Consider the following 17514-nt stretch of genomic DNA (forward strand, 5'->3'; position numbering starts at 1 on the left):
GAAGGAAGTCATGAACCAGTTCAATCGCACCGCCTATGGCGCGCGCACGCTCGACACCTCGGTGGATGCGGGCCTGCGCAGCTTCATGCTGGGCGTTTACAACAAGATGGGCCTGGGCCTTGTGATCTCGGCGGCGCTCGCCTGGATCGTCGGCACGGTGACCCCGGTGACCGCGCTCGTTCTGGGCACGCCGCTGATCTATGTGGTCCAGTTCGGCCCGATCGCCCTGCTGTTCGGCTCCATGTTCTTCATGCGCAACCCCTCGCCCATGGGCGCGGCGGTGCTCTACTGGTCAGTCGTCACGCTGATCGGCATGGGCATGGGCGTGTGGGTGATGATTGCGGCCAACGCCGCCACCGCCACCACGCTGACCGGTGATATCAGCCTGACCTTCGGCACGATTGCGCAGGCCTTCGTGATCACGGCGGCGTCCTTCTTCGCCCTGTCGATCTACGGCTACACCACCAAGACCAATCTGCAGCCGCTGCGCGCCTTCCTGTTCATGGGCATTATCGGCGTGCTGCTAATCAGCATCATCAACATCTTCTTCATCGAGAGCTCGGGCCTGCAGTGGATCATCCAGTTCGCCATTCTCGGCCTGATGGCCGGCGTGACCGCCTGGCAGACCCAGAACCTGAAGCTCAGCTATGCCGAGATCGCAGGCAATGAGCGTTCGATGGCGGTGATGACCTATTACGGCGCGCTGAACCTCTACATCGCGTTCGTCAACATGTTCCAGGTCATCCTGATGCTGCTGGGCAATCGCGACTAGGCGGCCCGCACAAAACCTGACCGGAAGAACCCGGCGCCCATGCGGCGCCGGGTTTTTTCATGGCTCAAGGCCACGCAGGAAGCGCCGGAACAGGGCATGGGCCTCCGCCGCCTCATCAGCGTCATAGCGCATGCGCGGGTCCCAGGGCTGGTCCTCGGCGTCAAAGGCGTGGGTCGCCTGATCAAACAGGATGGAGGGGCGGATCAGCGCGCCCTTTGAGCGCTGGCGCGTGAACAGGCGCTCGCAATCGCGGGCGCTGGCGATCAGATCGCGCCCGGCCAGCAGGGGCTGGACCGGGAACGCCGCGCCGACAGGGTCGCGCCGGGCGCGGATGATCGCGCCGCAATAGGGATAGACCACAAACGCGCCGCGCACGCCCTCGAACGCGCCCTCGCCCCGCTCGCCGGCCTCGGCGCTGGCCATGGCGTCGAGCACCGTCCAGCCACCATGGCTCCAGCCCGCCAGGGCCAGCGCGCTGGCGTCAATGCGCGCATCGGCCCTGAGAAGGTCGAGCGCGGCGAACACGTCATCGGCGCGCGCCTGGCCGCGCATGCGCAGGCCGGTGCACACCAGCAGACGCGAGCCGGTCCGCCCGATTCCCCGCGCGGCGTGGGAGTCCACGATCAGCGCCGCCCAGCCTTGCGCATTGGCGGCGCGCGCATAATCGTCCTGCACATCGCGCACCCCGCCGCAGCCTGACAGCAGCACCACCGCCGGAACCGGCCCCTCCACGCCCTCGGGCAGATGCAGGCTGGCGTGACCGGCGAAGTCAGGCGCAGAGGCTGCGCTGGCGCAGGCGCCGGCGCTGAGCAGGGCAATGAAGGCCAGGCCCGCCCGGATCATGATCAGTGCCGGAAATGGCGCATGCCGGTGAACACCATGGCCAGGCCCGCCTCGTCGGCCGCCGCGATCACCTCGGCGTCGCGCACCGAGCCGCCCGGCTGGATGATGCAGCGCGCACCGGCCGCAGCCGCTTCCAACACCCCGTCGGGGAAGGGGAAGAAGGCGTCAGACGCACAGGCCGAGCCCTTGGTGCGCGGTTCGTCCCAGCCGTTTTCCTTGGCCGCATCCTCGGCCTTGCGCACCGCCAGGCGCACCGCTTCGACCCGGCTGGTCTGGCCCATGCCGATCCCCGCCGAGCGCTGATCGCGGGCGAACACAATGGCGTTGGATTTGACATGCTTGACCAGGCGCCAGGCGAACAGGAGATCGGCCATCTCGTCCTCGTCGGGCGCGCGCTGGGTGACCACTTTGAGCTGGGAGGCGCTGACGCGTCCGGTATCGCGCGCCTGCACCAGCAGGCCGCCCGCCACCGATTTCAGCATCCAGCCCGCGGCGTCGGGATCGGCCAGCGCGCCGGTCAGCAGCACGCGCACATTCTTCTTGCCCGACAGGATGTCGAGCGCTGCGTCCTCGGCGTCCGGCGCGATCACCACCTCGGTGAAATTGCGGCTGATGGCGTCGGCTGTGGCCGCATCCAGAGAACGGTTGAACGCAGCAATCCCGCCAAAGGCCGAGACCGGATCGGCGGCGAAGGCGCGCTCATAGGCGCTGGCCGGATTATCCGCCTGCGCCGCGCCGCACGGATTGGCGTGCTTGATGATCACCGCCGCTGCGCTGTCCCCGGGGTCAAACTCGCTGACCAGCTCGAAGGCCGCATCGGCGTCGGCGATATTATTGTAGGACAGCTCCTTGCCCTGCACCTGACGCGCGGAGGCCACGCCCGGACGCGCTTCGGGAGCGGCATAGAGCGTGGCGTCCTGGTGAGGGTTCTCGCCATAGCGCAATTTCTGAAGGCGCGGCCCGCCCAGCGTGAACCAGCTGCGCGCGGGCTTGTCGATCTCCGCTTCCATGCGGCAGGCGATGGCGCTGTCATAGGCCGCGGTGCGCGCAAACGCCTTGGCGGCCAGATGCCGGCGAAGGCTGAGCGGCGCCGCGCCCTCATGGCGGGCCATGGCCTCGAGCACCTTGTCGAGATCGCGCATGTCCACGCATACCGCCACATGGCGATGGTTCTTGGCCGCCGCCCGGATCATGGCCGGCCCGCCCACATCGATCTTCTCGATGCAGGCCTCGATCCCGGCGCCCGAGCGCGCGGTCTCCTCGAACGGATAGAGATTGACCACCAGAAGATCGATGCCGGGAATCGCGTGGGCCTCCATGGCCGCCAGATCGTCTTCGCGCTCGCGCCGGGCCAGCAGCCCGCCATGCACGCGCGGATGAAGCGTCTTCACCCGCCCGTCCATCATTTCAGGATAGCCGGTGACCTCGGACACATCGCGCGCCTCCAGTCCGGCGTCGCGCAGGGCCTGCAGCGTGCCGCCCGTTGAGATCAGCTCCACGCCCGCCTGGGCCAGGGTTCCGGCGCGCTCAGCCAGACCGGACTTGTCGGATACCGAGATCAATGCGCGCTTGATCACCACCAGGTCTGTGTCAGACATCTCATTGCTCCTGAAGGAAAAACTCTATCAAGCGGCGCCCACGCGGCCCAGCCGCTGAAACGCCCAGCGCACCCGGTTGGGCGGGCGCTCCCCGCCTCCGAACGGTTCAGCCTCGCCTGACACCACAAGCTGGGTCGAGCGCCGCGGCGGCGCCCCCGCCGCCAGATACACCGACCGGTCCAGCCTAACAGGTCCGCCATCGGTGCGGAATCGCCAGCCATCGCCGGACGGCAAGACCAATAGAGCACTCATGGAATCGCGCGACAGCGAGGCGCGCACGTCCGGATGCAGATGAAAGCGGATGGCGAAGCGCAAGCGCGCTTCGGGATTGTCGGGCGGACCGTCTTCCACCGGCCGGAACAGGCCGTCCTCGCCGCGCATGTCGGCCCCGTCCATGGCCAGGAAGATACGCCGGCGCAGGCTCATGCCGAAGGCCTTGCGATAGCCGTCATGGCTGGCCTCCAGCCAGACGCCCAGCTCTTCCTCATTGCGCCGCACCTTCACCGGGTCTGGTCCGTGGGCGATGCGCGGCCCCGTCAGATCACGCCGCCAGCCCGGCCCCAGCAGCCGCGCCGAGGAGGTTTCCTCCAGCGTCAGGGCCGAATGGGCCGCCGTGGCGCGCACCGCCTCGCGCCAGCGCACGCCATGATCGGGCGACCAGCCGCAACTGACCACGATGCGCGCACCGGAGGCGGCGAATTCGAACGCCAGCGCGCTGGCGTGCGTGTCCGCGCCATGCAGGCCTGGCGGCGGTCCGGCCGCATCCATAATCACCACGCTGCCCGCCGCCTCGGCGCGGTGATAACCGGCATGAGGCGCCACATTGAACACCTTGCCCGCCGGCGCCTTGCCGCCGCCGGCATGCGCCAGGGCGGCGTCCATGGCGCGCCCGTCGCCCTCTCCGCCGCCGTGAAACCCGGCCAGCGCGCCGCCGGGCAAACGGCTGAAGCGCACAAATCCGCTCAACCGGTCGATGGACCGGCGCACTTCGCCAGGCAGCGGCGCCGCGCCTGCCGCCGCCGCCGCGTCCAGCTCGCACAGGGCGATCAGGATATCGGCTGCAGCCTCGGGATTGCGGCTGGCATGGCCGCCATCGGGCAGGATCTGGGCTTTCAGCGCCGCCTCCAGCGCCGCCCCCGCCCGCGTCTGCAAACGTCCGGGCAGTCCCAGGCACATCGCGGCCAGCGACAGGCTGAGCGCAGCATCCAGCCGGGTGCGGTCTGCCGGCGTCACCGGCAAGACGCGCGCCAGACGGCGGCATTGGCGCGCCAGCGATTTCAGCCGCCCCGGCGCCTCCTCACCCGTCAGCAGGGCGGCGCCCGCCAGCGTCCAGGCGCGCACCCGCGCCGCCAGCACGCCCGGCGCCCAGCTGACAAAATTCCAGGCGCCGAAGCGGGCGATCCAGTCATCGGTGAGCGTGCGCGCCGCCGCGCGCGCCTCCTGATCATCCACGGCCAGGAGATCGGGCAGCCAGGCAAAGCCGTGCAGCGCCTCGGCGAAGCGGCGTGACGGCGCAGGCAGATCCCACGGGCTGTCGCCCGCCTCCACCTGCAAGGTCTCGCCCGCCAGCACAAAGCGCCCGGCCAGCATGGCCGCGCCATGCGCCTTGTCGCCCCGGGCCAGCGCGCGCGGGGTCACCGCCAGCGCCTGCGGCGCGCGTCCGCCCAGCGCCAGCGCCCTGTAAGGCGCGAACGCGTTGGCGAAATCAGACGCCTCCTGGTGGACCCGGCGGCCCAGGGCGGCGGCGATATCTGCCGGTGTCACCTGACGCCCCATCCCCCGCCCGTCCGCTACTGGCCGCGCAAGGCGGCGATATTGGCGCGATACTGCTCCGGCCCGCCCTTGAACACGGCCGAACCGGCCACCAGCGCATGAGCGCCGGCATCCACGCAGGCGCGCGCCGTGACCGGGTTCACCCCGCCATCCACCTCGATCAGGGTGGACAGCCCGCGCGCATCGATCATCTGGCGCAGCGCGCCGATCTTTCTGAGCTGGCTGTCGATAAAGCTCTGCCCGCCAAAGCCGGGATTGACGCTCATCACCAGCACCAGATCGAGCTCGTCGAGCACATAGTCCAGAACCGTTTCCGGGGTGGAGGGATTAAGCGCCGCACCGGCCTTCTTGCCCAGCGCGCGGATCGCCTGGACCGTGCGGTGGAAATGGGGGCCGGCTTCCGGATGGGCGGTGATCATGTCCGCGCCCGCCTCCGCATAGGCGGCCAGAAAGGCGTCCACCGGGCTGATCATCAGATGCACGTCAAACGGCTTGTCCGACCAGGAGCGGATGGCGCTGATCACGCCCGGCCCGATGGTCAGATTGGGCACGTAGTGACCGTCCATCACATCGACATGAATCCAGTCCGCGCCCGCCGCGTCGATGGCGCGCACTTCCTCGCCCAGCCGGGCGAAGTCTGCAGACAGGATAGATGGCGAGATCAGGGGGGCGCTGGCCATGCCTCTGCGATACCAGCGCATACAGGACGGGGCAAGCGCGCGCTCAGGGCGCGCGCACGATCCGGGCGATGAAGAAGCCGTCCAGCCCGCCCTCGCCGGGCCACATGTCCGGCCGGGTGCGCACCCAGCCTTCATCGGCAATCGCCCCGCCAAGGCCGGGTAATTCCTCCGCGCGCACCCGGTCCAACGCAGCGCCGGGCGTGCGTTCCAGGAAGGCCGTGATCTGCGCCTCGCCCTCCTCGGGCTCCAGCGAACAGGTGCAGTAGATCAGCCGCCCGCCGGGTTTGAGCCTGTCAAAGGCCGCATCGAGCAGGCGCGACTGGATGGCGGCGAGCGCTTCAATATCGCTCTCGCTTTTGGCCCAGGCCGCATCGGGGCGCCGGCGCAGCGTGCCGGTGGCGGTGCACGGCGCATCCAGCAGAACAGCGTCCAGCGGCGCTTCGGGGCGCCATTCGGCGGCGTCAGCCTCGACCAGGCGGGCGGCCAGCCCGGTGCGGGCGAGATTGACCTCCACCCGGCGCAGGCGGCGCGCGCTGAGCTCCACAGCCGTGACATCCGCGCCTGTGGCGGCCAGTTGCAACGTCTTGCCCCCCGGCGCAGCGCACAGATCGGCGACCAACTCACCCGGCCTGGCGTCCAGCAGGCGCGCAGGCAGCGCCGCGGCCGCGTCCTGAACCCACCAGCGCCCGGCCTCGAAGCCGGGCAGCTCTTCCACCAGGCCGATGCCTTCACGGCGCACGGTTCCGGTGGGCAGGACCGCGCCGCCAATCGCAGCCGCCAGCGCGGCAGCATCCTCGCCGGGCCTGGGCGTGAGATCGAGCGGCGGCGCGACAGATGAGGCTTTCGCCATGGCGCGGGCGGCGCCCTCGCCATAACTGCGGCGCCAGCGCGCGGCCAGCCAGGCGGGCAGATCGTCCAGCGGATCAGCCTGCTCGAACAGCGGCCCGCCGCGCCCTTTGAGGCGGCGCAGCACGGCGTTGGCGAGACGGCGGAAGCCTGCGCTCTCCGGGCTGGCGCCCATCAGCTCGACCCAGGCGTCCACGGCGGCATGGGGCGGGGTGGAGAGAATCAGCAGCTCCGCCGCGCCGCAGCGCAGCGCCAGACGCGCGCGCAGGGCCGTCTCCGGCAAAGGCCGGTCGAGCACGGCCGACAGGGCCGCGTCCAGCGCGCCCGGGCGGCGGATGACGGCGGCGGCCAGCGCCCGTGCAAAGGCGCGGTCGCGCGCTTCCATGCCCGCCCATTCAGGCCGGCCGGCCAGGCCGGCGTCCAGCGGCGTGCCGCTCTCGAACACGCCGCGCACGGCGGCCAGCGCCGCGGCGCGCGCGATCAGGTGGGAGGGCAGGTCTGGGGCGGGCCGGGACGGGCGGCGGGGCTTGGAAGCGGACATGAGCCCGCCCCTAGCATGCACGCGCGCCGCCTGCGAGGCCCTGAGCCAGCATCAGCCGCGCAGGCGCCGGCGGATCGCTTCCACATCCTCGGCCAGCGCCGCATCCCGGGACAAAGCCTCGGTGATCTTGCTGACCGCATGGATCACGGTGGAATGATCACGCCCGCCAAAGCGCCGCCCGATATCAGGCAGGGAGCGCGTGGTCATGGTCTTGGCCAGATACATGGCGATATGGCGCGGACGCACCAGCGTCTTGGTCCGGCTCTTGGAGACCAGATCCTCGGTGGTGACCGAGAAATGGGCCGCCGCCGCTTTCTGGATGTCATCCACGGTGATGCGCTTTTCAGCCTTCACCGGCAGCTCGCCCAGCGCCTCCTCCACCGTCTCCAGCGTGACGGCGCGGTTCATATAGGCGGTGCGCACGATGATATTATTGAGCACGCCCTCCAGCTCGCGCGCCGAGCTGGTCACGCGCGCCGCCAGGAAATCGCGCACGGTCTCGGGCACTTCCAGATCGGGGCAGTGACGGCGCGCCTGGGCGATCTTGCAGTCGAGGATTTTGCGGCGCAGGTCCAGATCCGGCCCGTTCATGGGGCAGGCGAAACCGCCCGCCAGAATGTCGCGCAGGCGCGGGTCGGCGGCGCCCAGCTCGCCCGGCGCGCAATGAGAGGCCAGGACCACTTGCTTGTCCGCGGCCATCAGCGCGGCCAGCGTCTGGAGAAATTCCAGCTCGGTGGCCTGCTTGCCGGCGATGAAGTGGATATCGTCCACCAGCAGCACGTCGCAGTCGCGCACCTGATCCTTGAAGGGCTGCACGTCGCGGGCGCGCAGGGCCGACTGGAAGCCGTTGAGGAACTCCTCGGCGGTCAGATACAGCGCCTTGCGCCCGGATTCGCCCAGACCCACCGCATGGGCGATGGCGGCCAGGAGATGGGTCTTGCCCACCCCGTAATCGCCGTGGAAATAGACCGGGTTGAAGGGCGGGGCGCTGGCGTTGGCCACGGCCCGGGCCGCCGTGGCGGCCATCATATTGGCCGAGCCCACCATGAAGGTGTCGAAGGTGAAGCGCGGCTCGCGGCCCTCGCCGGCGGCGGGCGCCGGGGCTGCGGCCAGCGGCGCGCGCGCCGCGCCGGAGCGCAGGGCGGCCCGGTCCAGCGCGCCAGAACCGGCATGGGCCGGCTCGGCGGTCTCGCGGCTCATGGTGGCTTCAGTGGTGATGACAATATCGCGCGGACCCGCCTCGACCGACGCCCAGATGGCGCGCAGGCGGGCGCCGAGATTGTCCTCCGCCCAGGCGCGGCCGAACGCATTCGGGCAGATCACGCAAACCCGGCCTTGCCGGTCTTCCTCCACGCGCAGACGGGCGATTTCCGCAGCGTAGAGAATGTCGCCATACTCAGCGCGCAAGCGCGCGCGCACCGTGCGCCACACGTCCAGCACTGAGCCCGACCCGATCATGTCCGCCTCCGAGGCGCGGACCGCCGCATTCGCCGTCTGAAGAAACCCCATGGCCCCATTGCCCTTGCTCTCTTGCTGCGGAGATCGCCGCAGTCAGTCTTTTGATTTTGGACGCAATTCCTCCGCCCGGAACCACACCCATCGAGGGCGTCCGGCATCTCTGGTTGGTCCGTATGGTGAGGACTGTCGTCGAGGCGGACAGAGTACTCAGACCGGTGCGCGAATCAACACCATTAACCTTCTTGAAAGCCGGGTTTGAGGGCTTGACAGATCGATTCACAAGGCAGCTTGGACGCTTGCGCACTGAAAAAAATTTTCGCGGCTTTCGCCTCTTGCCACAGGCTTAAAAATCGGCATCGGGCGCGTCGGGCCGGCCTCACGGGTCTGTGAACGGGTTTCCCTTTCCAGACAGGCCTCCCCGGGTGTGCATTTGCGCCTTTCAAGCACGAAAAACGCCTGCGGTTCGCACCGCAGGCGTGACATGGTTTTAGTCCGTGCCGGGAGTGATTTTTACTTAGCCGTCATGGCTTTGACGCGGGCGGTCATGCGCGAGACCTTACGCGAGCCCGTGTTCTTGTGAATGACGCCATTGGAGACCGCTTTCATGACCTCGGACTCAGCGGTGCGCAGGGCCGTTTTGGCTGCGTCCTGGTCACCGGCGGCCACCGCCAGCTCCAGCTTCTTCACAAATGTGCGCATGCGCGAGCGGCGCGCCTTGTTGAGCGCCGTGCGGCGCTCAATCTTGCGGACCATTTTCTTTGCCGAGGCCGTATTCGCCATGGGGTCGTTCCAAACCTTCTCAGGAGCGCGTCAGGCGCCAGGGCCAGCGCGCTCAAAAACCGTGAGGCGCGGCGTATAGCCCCGGCGCAGGCAGGCGTCAATCCTTCACTCCGCCCAGACTCAGCACCACACAGGACTAGCGGTGCCGGAAATGCGGCGCGCGCTTGTCGGCGAAGGCCGCCATGCCCTCGCTCTGGTCCTCGGTGGCGAACTGGGACTGGAACACGCGCCGCTCAAAGCGCACGCCCTCGCTCAGGCCCATCTCGAACGCCATATTGACCGCTTCCTTGGTCATCATGGCGATAGGCAGCGATTTCGACGCTATGGTCTGGGCCGCCTCCATGACCACATCCATCAGCTCGTCCACCGGCACGACGCGCGACACAAGCCCGGCCCGCTCGGCTTCCTCGGCCCCCATCATGCGCCCGGTCAGGCACATATCCATCGCCTTGGCCTTGCCCACAGCGCGCGGCAGGCGCTGGGTGCCGCCTGCGCCCGGCATGACGCCGAGATTGATCTCGGGCTGGCCGAACCGGGCGGTTTCCGAAGCGATGATGAAATCGCACATCATGGCGATCTCGCACCCGCCCCCCAGCGCATATCCGGACACCGCCGCAATGATCGGCTTGCGGAAGCGGGCGACCGACTCCCAGGTCTTCTCAAACGGATCGTGGCGGTAGAGCGAGATGAAATCTTTCTCTTGCAGCTCCTTGATATCCGCTCCGGCGGCGAAGGCCTTGGCCGAGCCGGTCAGCACCACGCAGCCAATGGCGTCATCGGCCTCAAAGCCGGCCAGCGCCTCGGTCAGCTCGGCGGTGAGCGCATCACACAGCGCGTTGAGCGCCTTGGGGCGGTCCAGCGTGATGACGCCAACGCGCCCTTCGGTTTTGGTCTGGATGGTGGTGTAGGCCATCAGGGCCTCCGCAAGGATGGGTGAAGCGCCCCGTCAGAGGCGCGGACATCTGGCAAACGGCGCGCTACATACATGAAGCCCGCGCCGGGGTCGACACCCCCGGCGCGGGCCGGACACCGGTTAGCTGCATCAGGCGGCAGGGTCAGGGATTGACCCGCACCACCTCGTGGCCGCGCGCCTGCAGCAGGCCCACAACGCCCTCTGGCCCGGTCACATGACCGGCGCCGACAGCAATGAAAGCCTGCTCGCCGCGCTCGATGATATTTTCGATCAGCGGGATCCAGTCATGATTGCGCTGCACGATCAACACGTCATAGAGATTGGACGAGGCCTCGCGCATGGCGTCATTCATAATGGCGTCAAGCGTGTCAGTATCGCCCGCCGCCCAGGCCAGAACCATGCGGTCCAGCATGTCGGGATCGTCCAGCGCCTGGGCGAGGCCGATCTCGAAATCGGTGATCTGGGCCTCCAGCGGCAGATCGGCGAAAAAGCGCAGCTGCTGCTCGATGGTCTCGAAATAGCCAAAGGACAGCCCCGCTTGCTGGCCGAAATCCTTCAGCCTGTGCTCCACGCCGGCTTCGGGGTCATACCCGGCGGCCTGGATCTGCATCACGGCAAGGGTCAGACCCGCCAGCCAGGGCTGAAGCGGGTCCAGTGTTGAGGCCAGGGCGGACGGGGGCGCGCCCAGCCGTTCGGCCATTTGCGCCAGATTGGCCTGAGCCTCCTGGCTGATCATGCTGGTCAGGGTTACGCCGGGCGCATTGAGGCCCAGTTGCGGGATCAGCGCCATCGTCTCGGCCTGGGCCTGCTCGCTGAGCGCGTCCACCTCGAAATAGATGCGCTCGGAAGACGCCAGGGCCGCCTCGACGGCGTCGGTGCGCCATTCAAGCTGAGGCGGCAGAATGTGAACCGTGCCGAACAGATAGACATCTCCGCCCGGCGCCGCGATGCGCCACAGCGCCGGATCCGCCTCGACGGCGGCGAAATCGGTCTCGGCCAGGGCCGGGGCGGCGAATGCGCCCAGCCAGGCCAGCCCCGCCGTGAGCGCGGCGGCGAACCGCTTGATCGTGAGTTTCATCTGGACCTCCAAAACTGTCTCTTGCCTGTCTCGCCCTTTATGGGCCTGTCCCGGGGAGGACGCTCCGCCGCCAGCCTGCCCGGCCAGCGGATAATGTCCGTTACCGTACGCCTTGTTGTAGGTACACAACAAAATGCAAAACCTGTACAAAGTTTCACGCGATCGTCAGGTCTGATCCTTCCGGGCTTAGCGCTGGCAGAGCGGGCAGTAGAAACTGGACCGGCTCGACTGGAGGATGCGGCAGATACGTGTCTTTCCGCAAGCGCAAGGCTCACCCTCGCGGCCGTAAACATCAAAGCTGTGCTGGAAATACCCCATGGCTCCGTCTGCGCCGGCGTAATCGCGCAAGGTGGACCCGCCCGCCTCGATCGCTTCTGATATCACGGCGCGCACGGCGCCGGCGAGCCGTTCAGCGCGCGCACCGGCCACACTGGCGCAGGTCCGGCGCGGACTGATGCGCGCGCGCCACAGCGCCTCGCAGACATAGATATTGCCCAGCCCCGCCACCACGCGCTGATCAAGCAGGGCCGCCTTGACCGGCGCGCGCCGGCCCGCGAACGCCTCGGACAGATAGGCGCCGGAAAACAGGTTGGAGTGCGGCTCGGGGCCCAGATCCTTCAGATAAGGCTGGCGCGCCTCACCGGCGGTTTCAAACAGGGTCATGAAGCCGAAGCGGCGCGGATCATTATAGATGACCTCCACCCCGTCCTCGAGGGTGATCACGGCATGGTCATGGCGCGGATCGGCGGGCGGGGCGTAGGCGAACGCACCCGGCTTGTGCGGCGCGTCCTGGCGCGTGCGGATCGAGAACCGGCCCGACATGCCCAGATGCATCAGCACCGTATCGCCGGTGCTGAGCCGGACCAGCAGATATTTCGCCCGCCGGTCAAGGCGCGTCACCCGGGCGCCCGCCAGGCGTTCGGCGAAGCCCTCCGGGAATGGAAAGCGCAGATCAGGCCGGTTCAGGCGCACCGATGCGATCCGGCGCCCTTCCATGGCCGGCGCAAGGCCGCGCCGGACCGTTTCCACCTCGGGCAATTCAGGCACGCTGGCCTCCTGATATCCGCCTCTGATAATCTACGACACGCGCCCGCCCGCGGTGCAGCCCTTTTCAGCAGGGCTTTGGCAGGGCAGGCTGGCGGGCTACAATGTCCTCAACCGACATACCGGAGACACAGCGCATGCCACTTGCTTCCAGACCCGCCCGGCAGATCACGGCCCGCCCCGTCCTCTGGCTGGGCGCTGGCCTCGCCGCCGTCATGCTCGCCGCCTGCGGTGAGCGTGAACCGAACGCTGACCTGCCGCCGACCGCCCCCGCCAATCCCTTCGCCGAAGCCGAACTGCACCGCTTTGTCTGTGGCGAGCTGGAGGTCAACGCACGCTTTATTGAGGACCGCGCGCGGCTGGAGGCGGACAGCCAGACCATTGACCTGATCCAGGTGGAAGCCGCCTCGGGCGCACGCTATGAAGCCGCCGGCGATCCGCTGACCGTGTTCTGGAGCCAGGGCGATGAAGCCAGCCTGACCCTGTCAGGCGAAAGCTATCCCGAATGCCAGCGCGTGAGCGGCGAATAGGCGCAGCGCCCCGTGCTGGCGCGGCTGTCACCGGGGGGCTAGTGTCCGCACCATGAGCGATAAAGCCTTCGACACCGCCAGCTTCGGTTTCCGCGACGTGCCCCGCGCCGCCAAGAGCGGTCTGGTGCGCGGCGTGTTTGACCGGTCGGCGCGGCGCTATGACCTGATGAATGACCTGATGAGCCTGGGGGTTCACCGGGTCTGGAAGGATATCGCCATCACCCGCGCCGGCCCGCGCCCGGGCGCGCATCTGATTGATGTGGCCGGCGGCACGGGCGATCTGGCGCGCGCCTTTCTTGACCGGGCCGCAGCGATGCAGGCGCGGCGCGGCGGCCCGGCTGCGTCAGCTGTGGTGGCGGATATCAACGCCCAGATGCTTGAGGCCGGCCTCAAACGCGGCGCCCGTCCGGATCTGGGCTGGGCGTGCGCGGACGCCGAAGCCCTGCCCTTCCCCGATTCCTGCGCTGATGCGGTGACCATCGGCTTCGGCATCCGCAATGTCACAGACCGGCTGCAGGCCCTGCGCGAGATGCGCCGGGTTCTGCGCCGCGGCGGACGGTTTGTCTGCCTTGAGTTTTCCCGCCCCGCCACCCGCGCGCTGGAGCGGGTCTATGACGCCTGGTCATACAATGTGATCCCGCAGCTCGGCGAAGCCATCGCGAAAGACCGCGAGAGCTATCAGTATCTGGTGGAGTCCATCCGCCGCTTCCCCCATCAGGGCGCCTTCGCCGCCGAGCTCGAAGAGGCCGGCTTCGCCCGCGTCACCGTCACCAATCTGTCCGGCGGCATCGCCGCCCTGCACACGGGATGGCGCATTTAAGGCTGCGCGCCAGCGCAGGGCTCACCTGCAGCACGATGCAAATCCGCTTCTAAATTGAGCGCAGACTGGTTAGCATGCCCTGACGTCTCACGGGGGCGGCATGTCAAACCTGTTCCGCAAGGAAGCCATACAACACAATATGCGCGGGCGGCTGGACGGGTCAGTCGTGCTGGCGATCCCGCTCTCAGTGCGCCTGCTGGGCCTGTTCATGGGCCTGTTGGCTGCGGGCGTGGTGATTTTCGCCGCCAGCGCGAGCTATGCCCGGCGCGAGACGGCGCCGGGATGGCTGACCCCGGATCAGGGCGTGCTGCGCGCCTCCGCCCTGCAGGGCGGGCGGGTTGAATCCCTGCTGGTCTCGGAAGGCGATACGGTGGCGCCGGGCCAGGCCCTGGCCAGGCTGGTTCTGGATTCCGATCTGGATGATGGCGCAGCCGGGACCCGGATCGTTGCAGCCCTGCAGATGCAGGCCGCCGCCGCACGCGAAGCGGCGGACGCCGAAATCGCCCGCATCACCCGCGAGGCCGAGCGGCGGGGCGCCTCGCTGGAAGGCTTGCGGCGTGAACTGCGCGGCGTGATCGAGCAAATCGGCCTGCAAAGACAGGAGATTGATCTGGCGCGCGGCCAGATCGACCGGGCGGCCGGCCTGGCCGAGCGCGGCTTTCTGTCAGAACGCGAACTGGACGACCGGCGCCAGCGCCTGCTGGCGGCGCGCCAGTCCATGGCGCTGCTGGAGCGCACCCGCGCCGGGCTGGAGCGCCAGATCTCCGACGCCGAGGCCGCGCTGCAGAGCGCCCCGCTGGAGATCGAGGAAGCGCGCGCCCGGGCCCGCTCGGTCACCGCCTCCCTGGAAGAGCGCCTGACTCAGCAGAGCCTGCGCAACGCCTATGTCGTCGCCGCCCCGGCCCAGGCGCGCGTGGCCGCCCTGCCCGTCCGCACGGGCCAGACCCTGACGGCGGGCGCGCCCGTGGCGGTGCTGGTGCCCGAAGGCGGCCAGCTGGTGGCCGAGCTTTACCTACCCACGCGCGCCGCCGGCTTCATCCAGTCCGGACAGGAGGTGAGCCTGCGCGTCGAGGCCTTCCCGCATCAGCGCTTCGGCACGGTGCGCGCGCGCATCACCTCGGTCTCGCGCACCGTGCTGGCGCCCGCCGAGGCGGCCATTCCCGGCCTCACCCTGCAAGAACCGGTGTTCCGGGTGGAGGCGGCGCTGGAGCGCGAGATGATCGACGCCTACGGCCAGAGCCTGCCGCTGCAGCCCGGGCTTCTGGTCTCCGCCGACATCATCATTGACCGGCGCAATCTCATTGAATGGCTGTTCGACCCGCTCTTCGCCGCCGGACGCAGGGGTTAGGCGCAGCCGCTGGCCCTAGCCGCCGCCGGCCTGATCCGGCCCGCTACGTTCCTTGAATGACAAAAACAGTTTCATGGTCACGCCGAACAGGATTCCGGCGGCGAGGCCCGCCAGCCCGCCTGTCAGGAGCCCGGCGTTCCAGTCCAGACCCATGGCCAGGCTCATGACGATGTATACGAGCCCCATGACAGACCCGAAATACAACCCCATGCGCACGCCTGATGCGCGATTGATCTGGGGCTGGAGATCAGTCTTCGCCGCCTGGAGTTTGGCGAACTGGCGCGCCCGCAGGCCCGGGCCGAAACGCCGCTCCAGCGGCTTCCAGAGCGGCCAGGTGAGCATCAGGACCAGCCAGGTCAGCGCATTTTTCAGCGTGGGGATCGCCGCGCCGCATTCGGCGCACACCAGACCGGCGTAATTGCCCATCGCGGTCTTCGCATAGACCAGGCCGTGATTATGCGCTCCGCATGTGGGGCAGGGCACGTACTGGCGCTCTATGAAGGCCTTGGCAGACGCCCGGTCGATCAGGGTGACCGCCGGCTGGCGCTGGCCCAGCACCAGCTCGTTGAACGCCAGACCCGGATTGAGAATCCAGTGGAGGATCAGCGGATGCCGCCATGTCCAGACGGTGTAGCGCTTGCGGTCAAACGCCATGGGCATCACAGACATGACTTCATCTCCTTGATGATCACAGGGCCGGGATGCGTGGCCACTTCAGAGCGACAGCAACACGTTCCAGCCAACATGCACAACAATAGTTGCAATGATCGCTGGAGCCCACCCGGCGCGCCGCCGGATCCATAGCATCAACAGCGCCAGTGCGGCGTGCAACAAGAAGCCGAAACCGAATTCAAACGCCGCCAATAATGCAAAGGGAGATGTCTGCGCCTCAATGCTGGCGTAACGCTCGGGGAAAAATGCATTGCTGATCTCAAGAGCGCCAAACGCAATACCGATTTTTACCGCTGACGGCTTGATCGGCGCTGCAACCTCCCTTGCGATAACGCAGAGCGCACAAGCGCGCGCGATTTCTTCAAAAAAGGCAAAGGTTATAAAATTCGGGACGAAGGATGACAGAATTAATGCATGAGCACCAAAAGCTAAAACACTGAATGCTGCTATGAATAACAGGCATATTGCAATATCGAGCGCATGGACTTTAAAGCCGTTTTTCACCATCGTAAGCGCCACCGACAGGCGAGAGGCCGGGCATTGCCCGGCGTCCGAGAAGCCATCTACTTGATAAATCGAGACCTCGCCCATCTGTAAGCGATGGCATAAAGCGCTGCAATAATAATTACAATGAAGTAATATAATTCATTATGCCCGCTGCGCGAAATAAATCCAATTATCAGTGAGGCTACTATTAAAGGAAGCGCAAAACCAAACACGGTACTATGCTTCAGGAAAAACATCGCGCGACATCCATGTGGCGCCCCGTCACAGCAAGTGCGACGGGGCGCGGTTTTGGTTCAATAGCTCCAGCCGAAACCCCGGCCCCTACTGCACCGGCCGTTACAAACGCTTGTCCGGCCCGGATTGCGCTGGATCCTTGATCGCATCGAATACCATTGTCACGGGCTGCTGCGAGCGGCAGTCAGACGCCGTGACAGCTTCACTTCTTCACGACGCGCTCTTTCTGTTGCCTCCGCATCGACGAATTCAACCCTTGCGCCTTTGAAAGAGCATGTCAGCAGCCACGACAGCTGCGCAAAGCAAACCGATTGCGAGCTGAGGATGAGGCCCCACCGGGTCGGCTACTCCTGCATGCTGCAGCGCCAGAACAACAAGACTAGCGGCCAGGCCCGAAACGCCGCCAATCATCAAAGCTCTGACCCAAGAACTCATGGGGTTGCCTCCATCGACAGCTCACGCACGCCGTCAAACGCCATGGTCATCACAGACATGACTTCATCTCCTTGATTGTAACATGATCGGGATGCGTGGCCACGCGGGAAAAAAGCTCCAAAAGGCGAAACCGGAGTCAACCCATGACTGATATGAATGTCATGCGTTTTTCCTGTTGCGTGCACAAAACCGCATCCTGGCTTGTGCCGCCGCACTCAAGCCATTAAGTGCGTTGGGCGATTAATCGCGCCCGGGGGGGAAGGCCATGAAGCGTCAGGACGCGCTGGAGCTGTTCCGCGGCCGGCGGCTGCCGGTGGTGATCGGGGCCGAGGCCGCCGAGTGCGGGCTGGCGTGCATGACCATGATCGCGCGCTGGCACGGCCATGATGTGGACCTGAACGGGCTGCGCCAGCGCACCGGCCTGTCCCTGTCGGGCGCGTCCTTGCGCACGCTGATGCAGATGGCCGACCGGCTGGACCTGGCCACACGCGCCCTGAAAGTGGAGCTGGAGGCGCTGTCCAAGGTGCGCACCGTGCGCTGACCGCGCGCGCTGCAGGCAAAGGGGGGATTTATGGCGATCGCCATTTTGATATTTTCATTCACTGCTCTCATGGCTGGCGTCTTTCTGGCGATCCGCGGCGG

17 protein-coding genes are annotated in these 17514 nt (G+C 67.2%); 5 read left to right on the forward strand and 12 right to left on the reverse strand.

Annotated features, from left to right (window positions below):
• Positions 1–10: 10 nt before the first annotated feature.
• The gene (locus F1654_RS11420; protein WP_150023672.1) at positions 11–772 is read left to right on the forward strand and encodes a Bax inhibitor-1/YccA family protein; all 762 of its coding nucleotides are present in this window, start codon (positions 11–13) and stop codon (positions 770–772) included.
• 57 nt (positions 773–829) lie between these two features.
• Here F1654_RS11420 and F1654_RS11425 read toward each other — a convergent pair whose 3' ends face one another.
• The 10 genes from F1654_RS11425 to mutM form a co-directional block, all read right to left on the reverse strand.
• Positions 830–1615 (reverse strand): dienelactone hydrolase family protein, encoded by a 786-nt coding sequence (locus F1654_RS11425; RefSeq protein WP_150023673.1) that lies wholly within the window; start codon positions 1613–1615, stop codon positions 830–832.
• Positions 1616–1617: 2 nt separating this feature from the next.
• The gene (gene purH, locus F1654_RS11430) at positions 1618–3213 is read right to left on the reverse strand and encodes a bifunctional phosphoribosylaminoimidazolecarboxamide formyltransferase/IMP cyclohydrolase (protein WP_150023674.1); all 1596 of its coding nucleotides are present in this window, start codon (positions 3211–3213) and stop codon (positions 1618–1620) included.
• 27 nt (positions 3214–3240) lie between these two features.
• Positions 3241–4977 (reverse strand): heparinase II/III family protein, encoded by a 1737-nt coding sequence (locus tag F1654_RS11435; RefSeq protein WP_233205262.1) that lies wholly within the window; start codon positions 4975–4977, stop codon positions 3241–3243.
• A gap of 26 nt (positions 4978–5003) precedes the next feature.
• On the reverse strand, positions 5004–5666 hold the full coding sequence (gene rpe / locus F1654_RS11440; RefSeq protein ID WP_150023676.1) for a ribulose-phosphate 3-epimerase: 663 nt from the start codon (positions 5664–5666) through the stop codon (positions 5004–5006).
• A 43-nt stretch (positions 5667–5709) separates the two neighbouring features.
• On the reverse strand, positions 5710–7053 hold the full coding sequence (locus tag F1654_RS11445; RefSeq protein ID WP_150023677.1) for an RsmB/NOP family class I SAM-dependent RNA methyltransferase: 1344 nt from the start codon (positions 7051–7053) through the stop codon (positions 5710–5712).
• Positions 7054–7104: 51 nt separating this feature from the next.
• The gene (dnaA, locus tag F1654_RS11450) at positions 7105–8562 is read right to left on the reverse strand and encodes a chromosomal replication initiator protein DnaA (protein ID WP_150023678.1); all 1458 of its coding nucleotides are present in this window, start codon (positions 8560–8562) and stop codon (positions 7105–7107) included.
• 459 nt (positions 8563–9021) lie between these two features.
• On the reverse strand, positions 9022–9291 hold the full coding sequence (rpsT, locus tag F1654_RS11455) for a 30S ribosomal protein S20 (RefSeq protein WP_150023679.1): 270 nt from the start codon (positions 9289–9291) through the stop codon (positions 9022–9024).
• A 136-nt stretch (positions 9292–9427) separates the two neighbouring features.
• Positions 9428–10204 (reverse strand): enoyl-CoA hydratase, encoded by a 777-nt coding sequence (locus F1654_RS11460; RefSeq protein WP_150023680.1) that lies wholly within the window; start codon positions 10202–10204, stop codon positions 9428–9430.
• A 142-nt stretch (positions 10205–10346) separates the two neighbouring features.
• On the reverse strand, positions 10347–11282 hold the full coding sequence (locus F1654_RS11465) for a TraB/GumN family protein (protein WP_150023681.1): 936 nt from the start codon (positions 11280–11282) through the stop codon (positions 10347–10349).
• Between the two features lie 186 nt (positions 11283–11468).
• A complete protein-coding gene (gene mutM, locus F1654_RS11470) occupies positions 11469–12329 on the reverse strand; it encodes a bifunctional DNA-formamidopyrimidine glycosylase/DNA-(apurinic or apyrimidinic site) lyase (RefSeq protein WP_150023682.1) in 861 nt (286 codons plus the stop codon).
• 134 nt (positions 12330–12463) lie between these two features.
• On the opposite strand from mutM, the gene F1654_RS11475 reads away from it, so the two are divergent.
• From F1654_RS11475 to F1654_RS11485, 3 genes are all read left to right on the forward strand, one after another.
• The gene (locus F1654_RS11475; RefSeq protein WP_199200561.1) at positions 12464–12856 is read left to right on the forward strand and encodes an MliC family protein; all 393 of its coding nucleotides are present in this window, start codon (positions 12464–12466) and stop codon (positions 12854–12856) included.
• 52 nt (positions 12857–12908) lie between these two features.
• On the forward strand, positions 12909–13676 hold the full coding sequence (locus F1654_RS11480; RefSeq protein WP_150023683.1) for a class I SAM-dependent methyltransferase: 768 nt from the start codon (positions 12909–12911) through the stop codon (positions 13674–13676).
• Positions 13677–13776: 100 nt separating this feature from the next.
• The gene (locus tag F1654_RS11485; RefSeq protein ID WP_150023684.1) at positions 13777–15024 is read left to right on the forward strand and encodes an HlyD family efflux transporter periplasmic adaptor subunit; all 1248 of its coding nucleotides are present in this window, start codon (positions 13777–13779) and stop codon (positions 15022–15024) included.
• Positions 15025–15039: 15 nt separating this feature from the next.
• Here the strand turns inward: F1654_RS11485 and F1654_RS11490 are convergent, their stop codons facing one another.
• Together F1654_RS11490 and F1654_RS11495 are read right to left on the reverse strand one after the other, a co-directional pair.
• A complete protein-coding gene (locus F1654_RS11490) occupies positions 15040–15693 on the reverse strand; it encodes a hypothetical protein (protein WP_150023685.1) in 654 nt (217 codons plus the stop codon).
• A 45-nt stretch (positions 15694–15738) separates the two neighbouring features.
• Positions 15739–16287, reverse strand: coding sequence for a hypothetical protein (locus F1654_RS11495; protein WP_150023686.1), 549 nt, complete (start codon positions 16285–16287; stop codon positions 15739–15741).
• Between the two features lie 850 nt (positions 16288–17137).
• On the opposite strand from F1654_RS11495, the gene F1654_RS11500 reads away from it, so the two are divergent.
• Positions 17138–17413 carry a cysteine peptidase family C39 domain-containing protein gene (locus tag F1654_RS11500; protein WP_233205264.1) on the forward strand — a complete coding sequence of 92 codons (276 nt, stop codon included), beginning with the start codon at positions 17138–17140 and terminating at the stop codon, positions 17411–17413.
• Positions 17414–17514: the final 101 nt, after the last annotated feature.

The organism is Alkalicaulis satelles (assembly GCF_008630495.1).
Lineage (GTDB): Bacteria > Pseudomonadota > Alphaproteobacteria > Caulobacterales > Maricaulaceae > Oceanicaulis > Oceanicaulis satelles.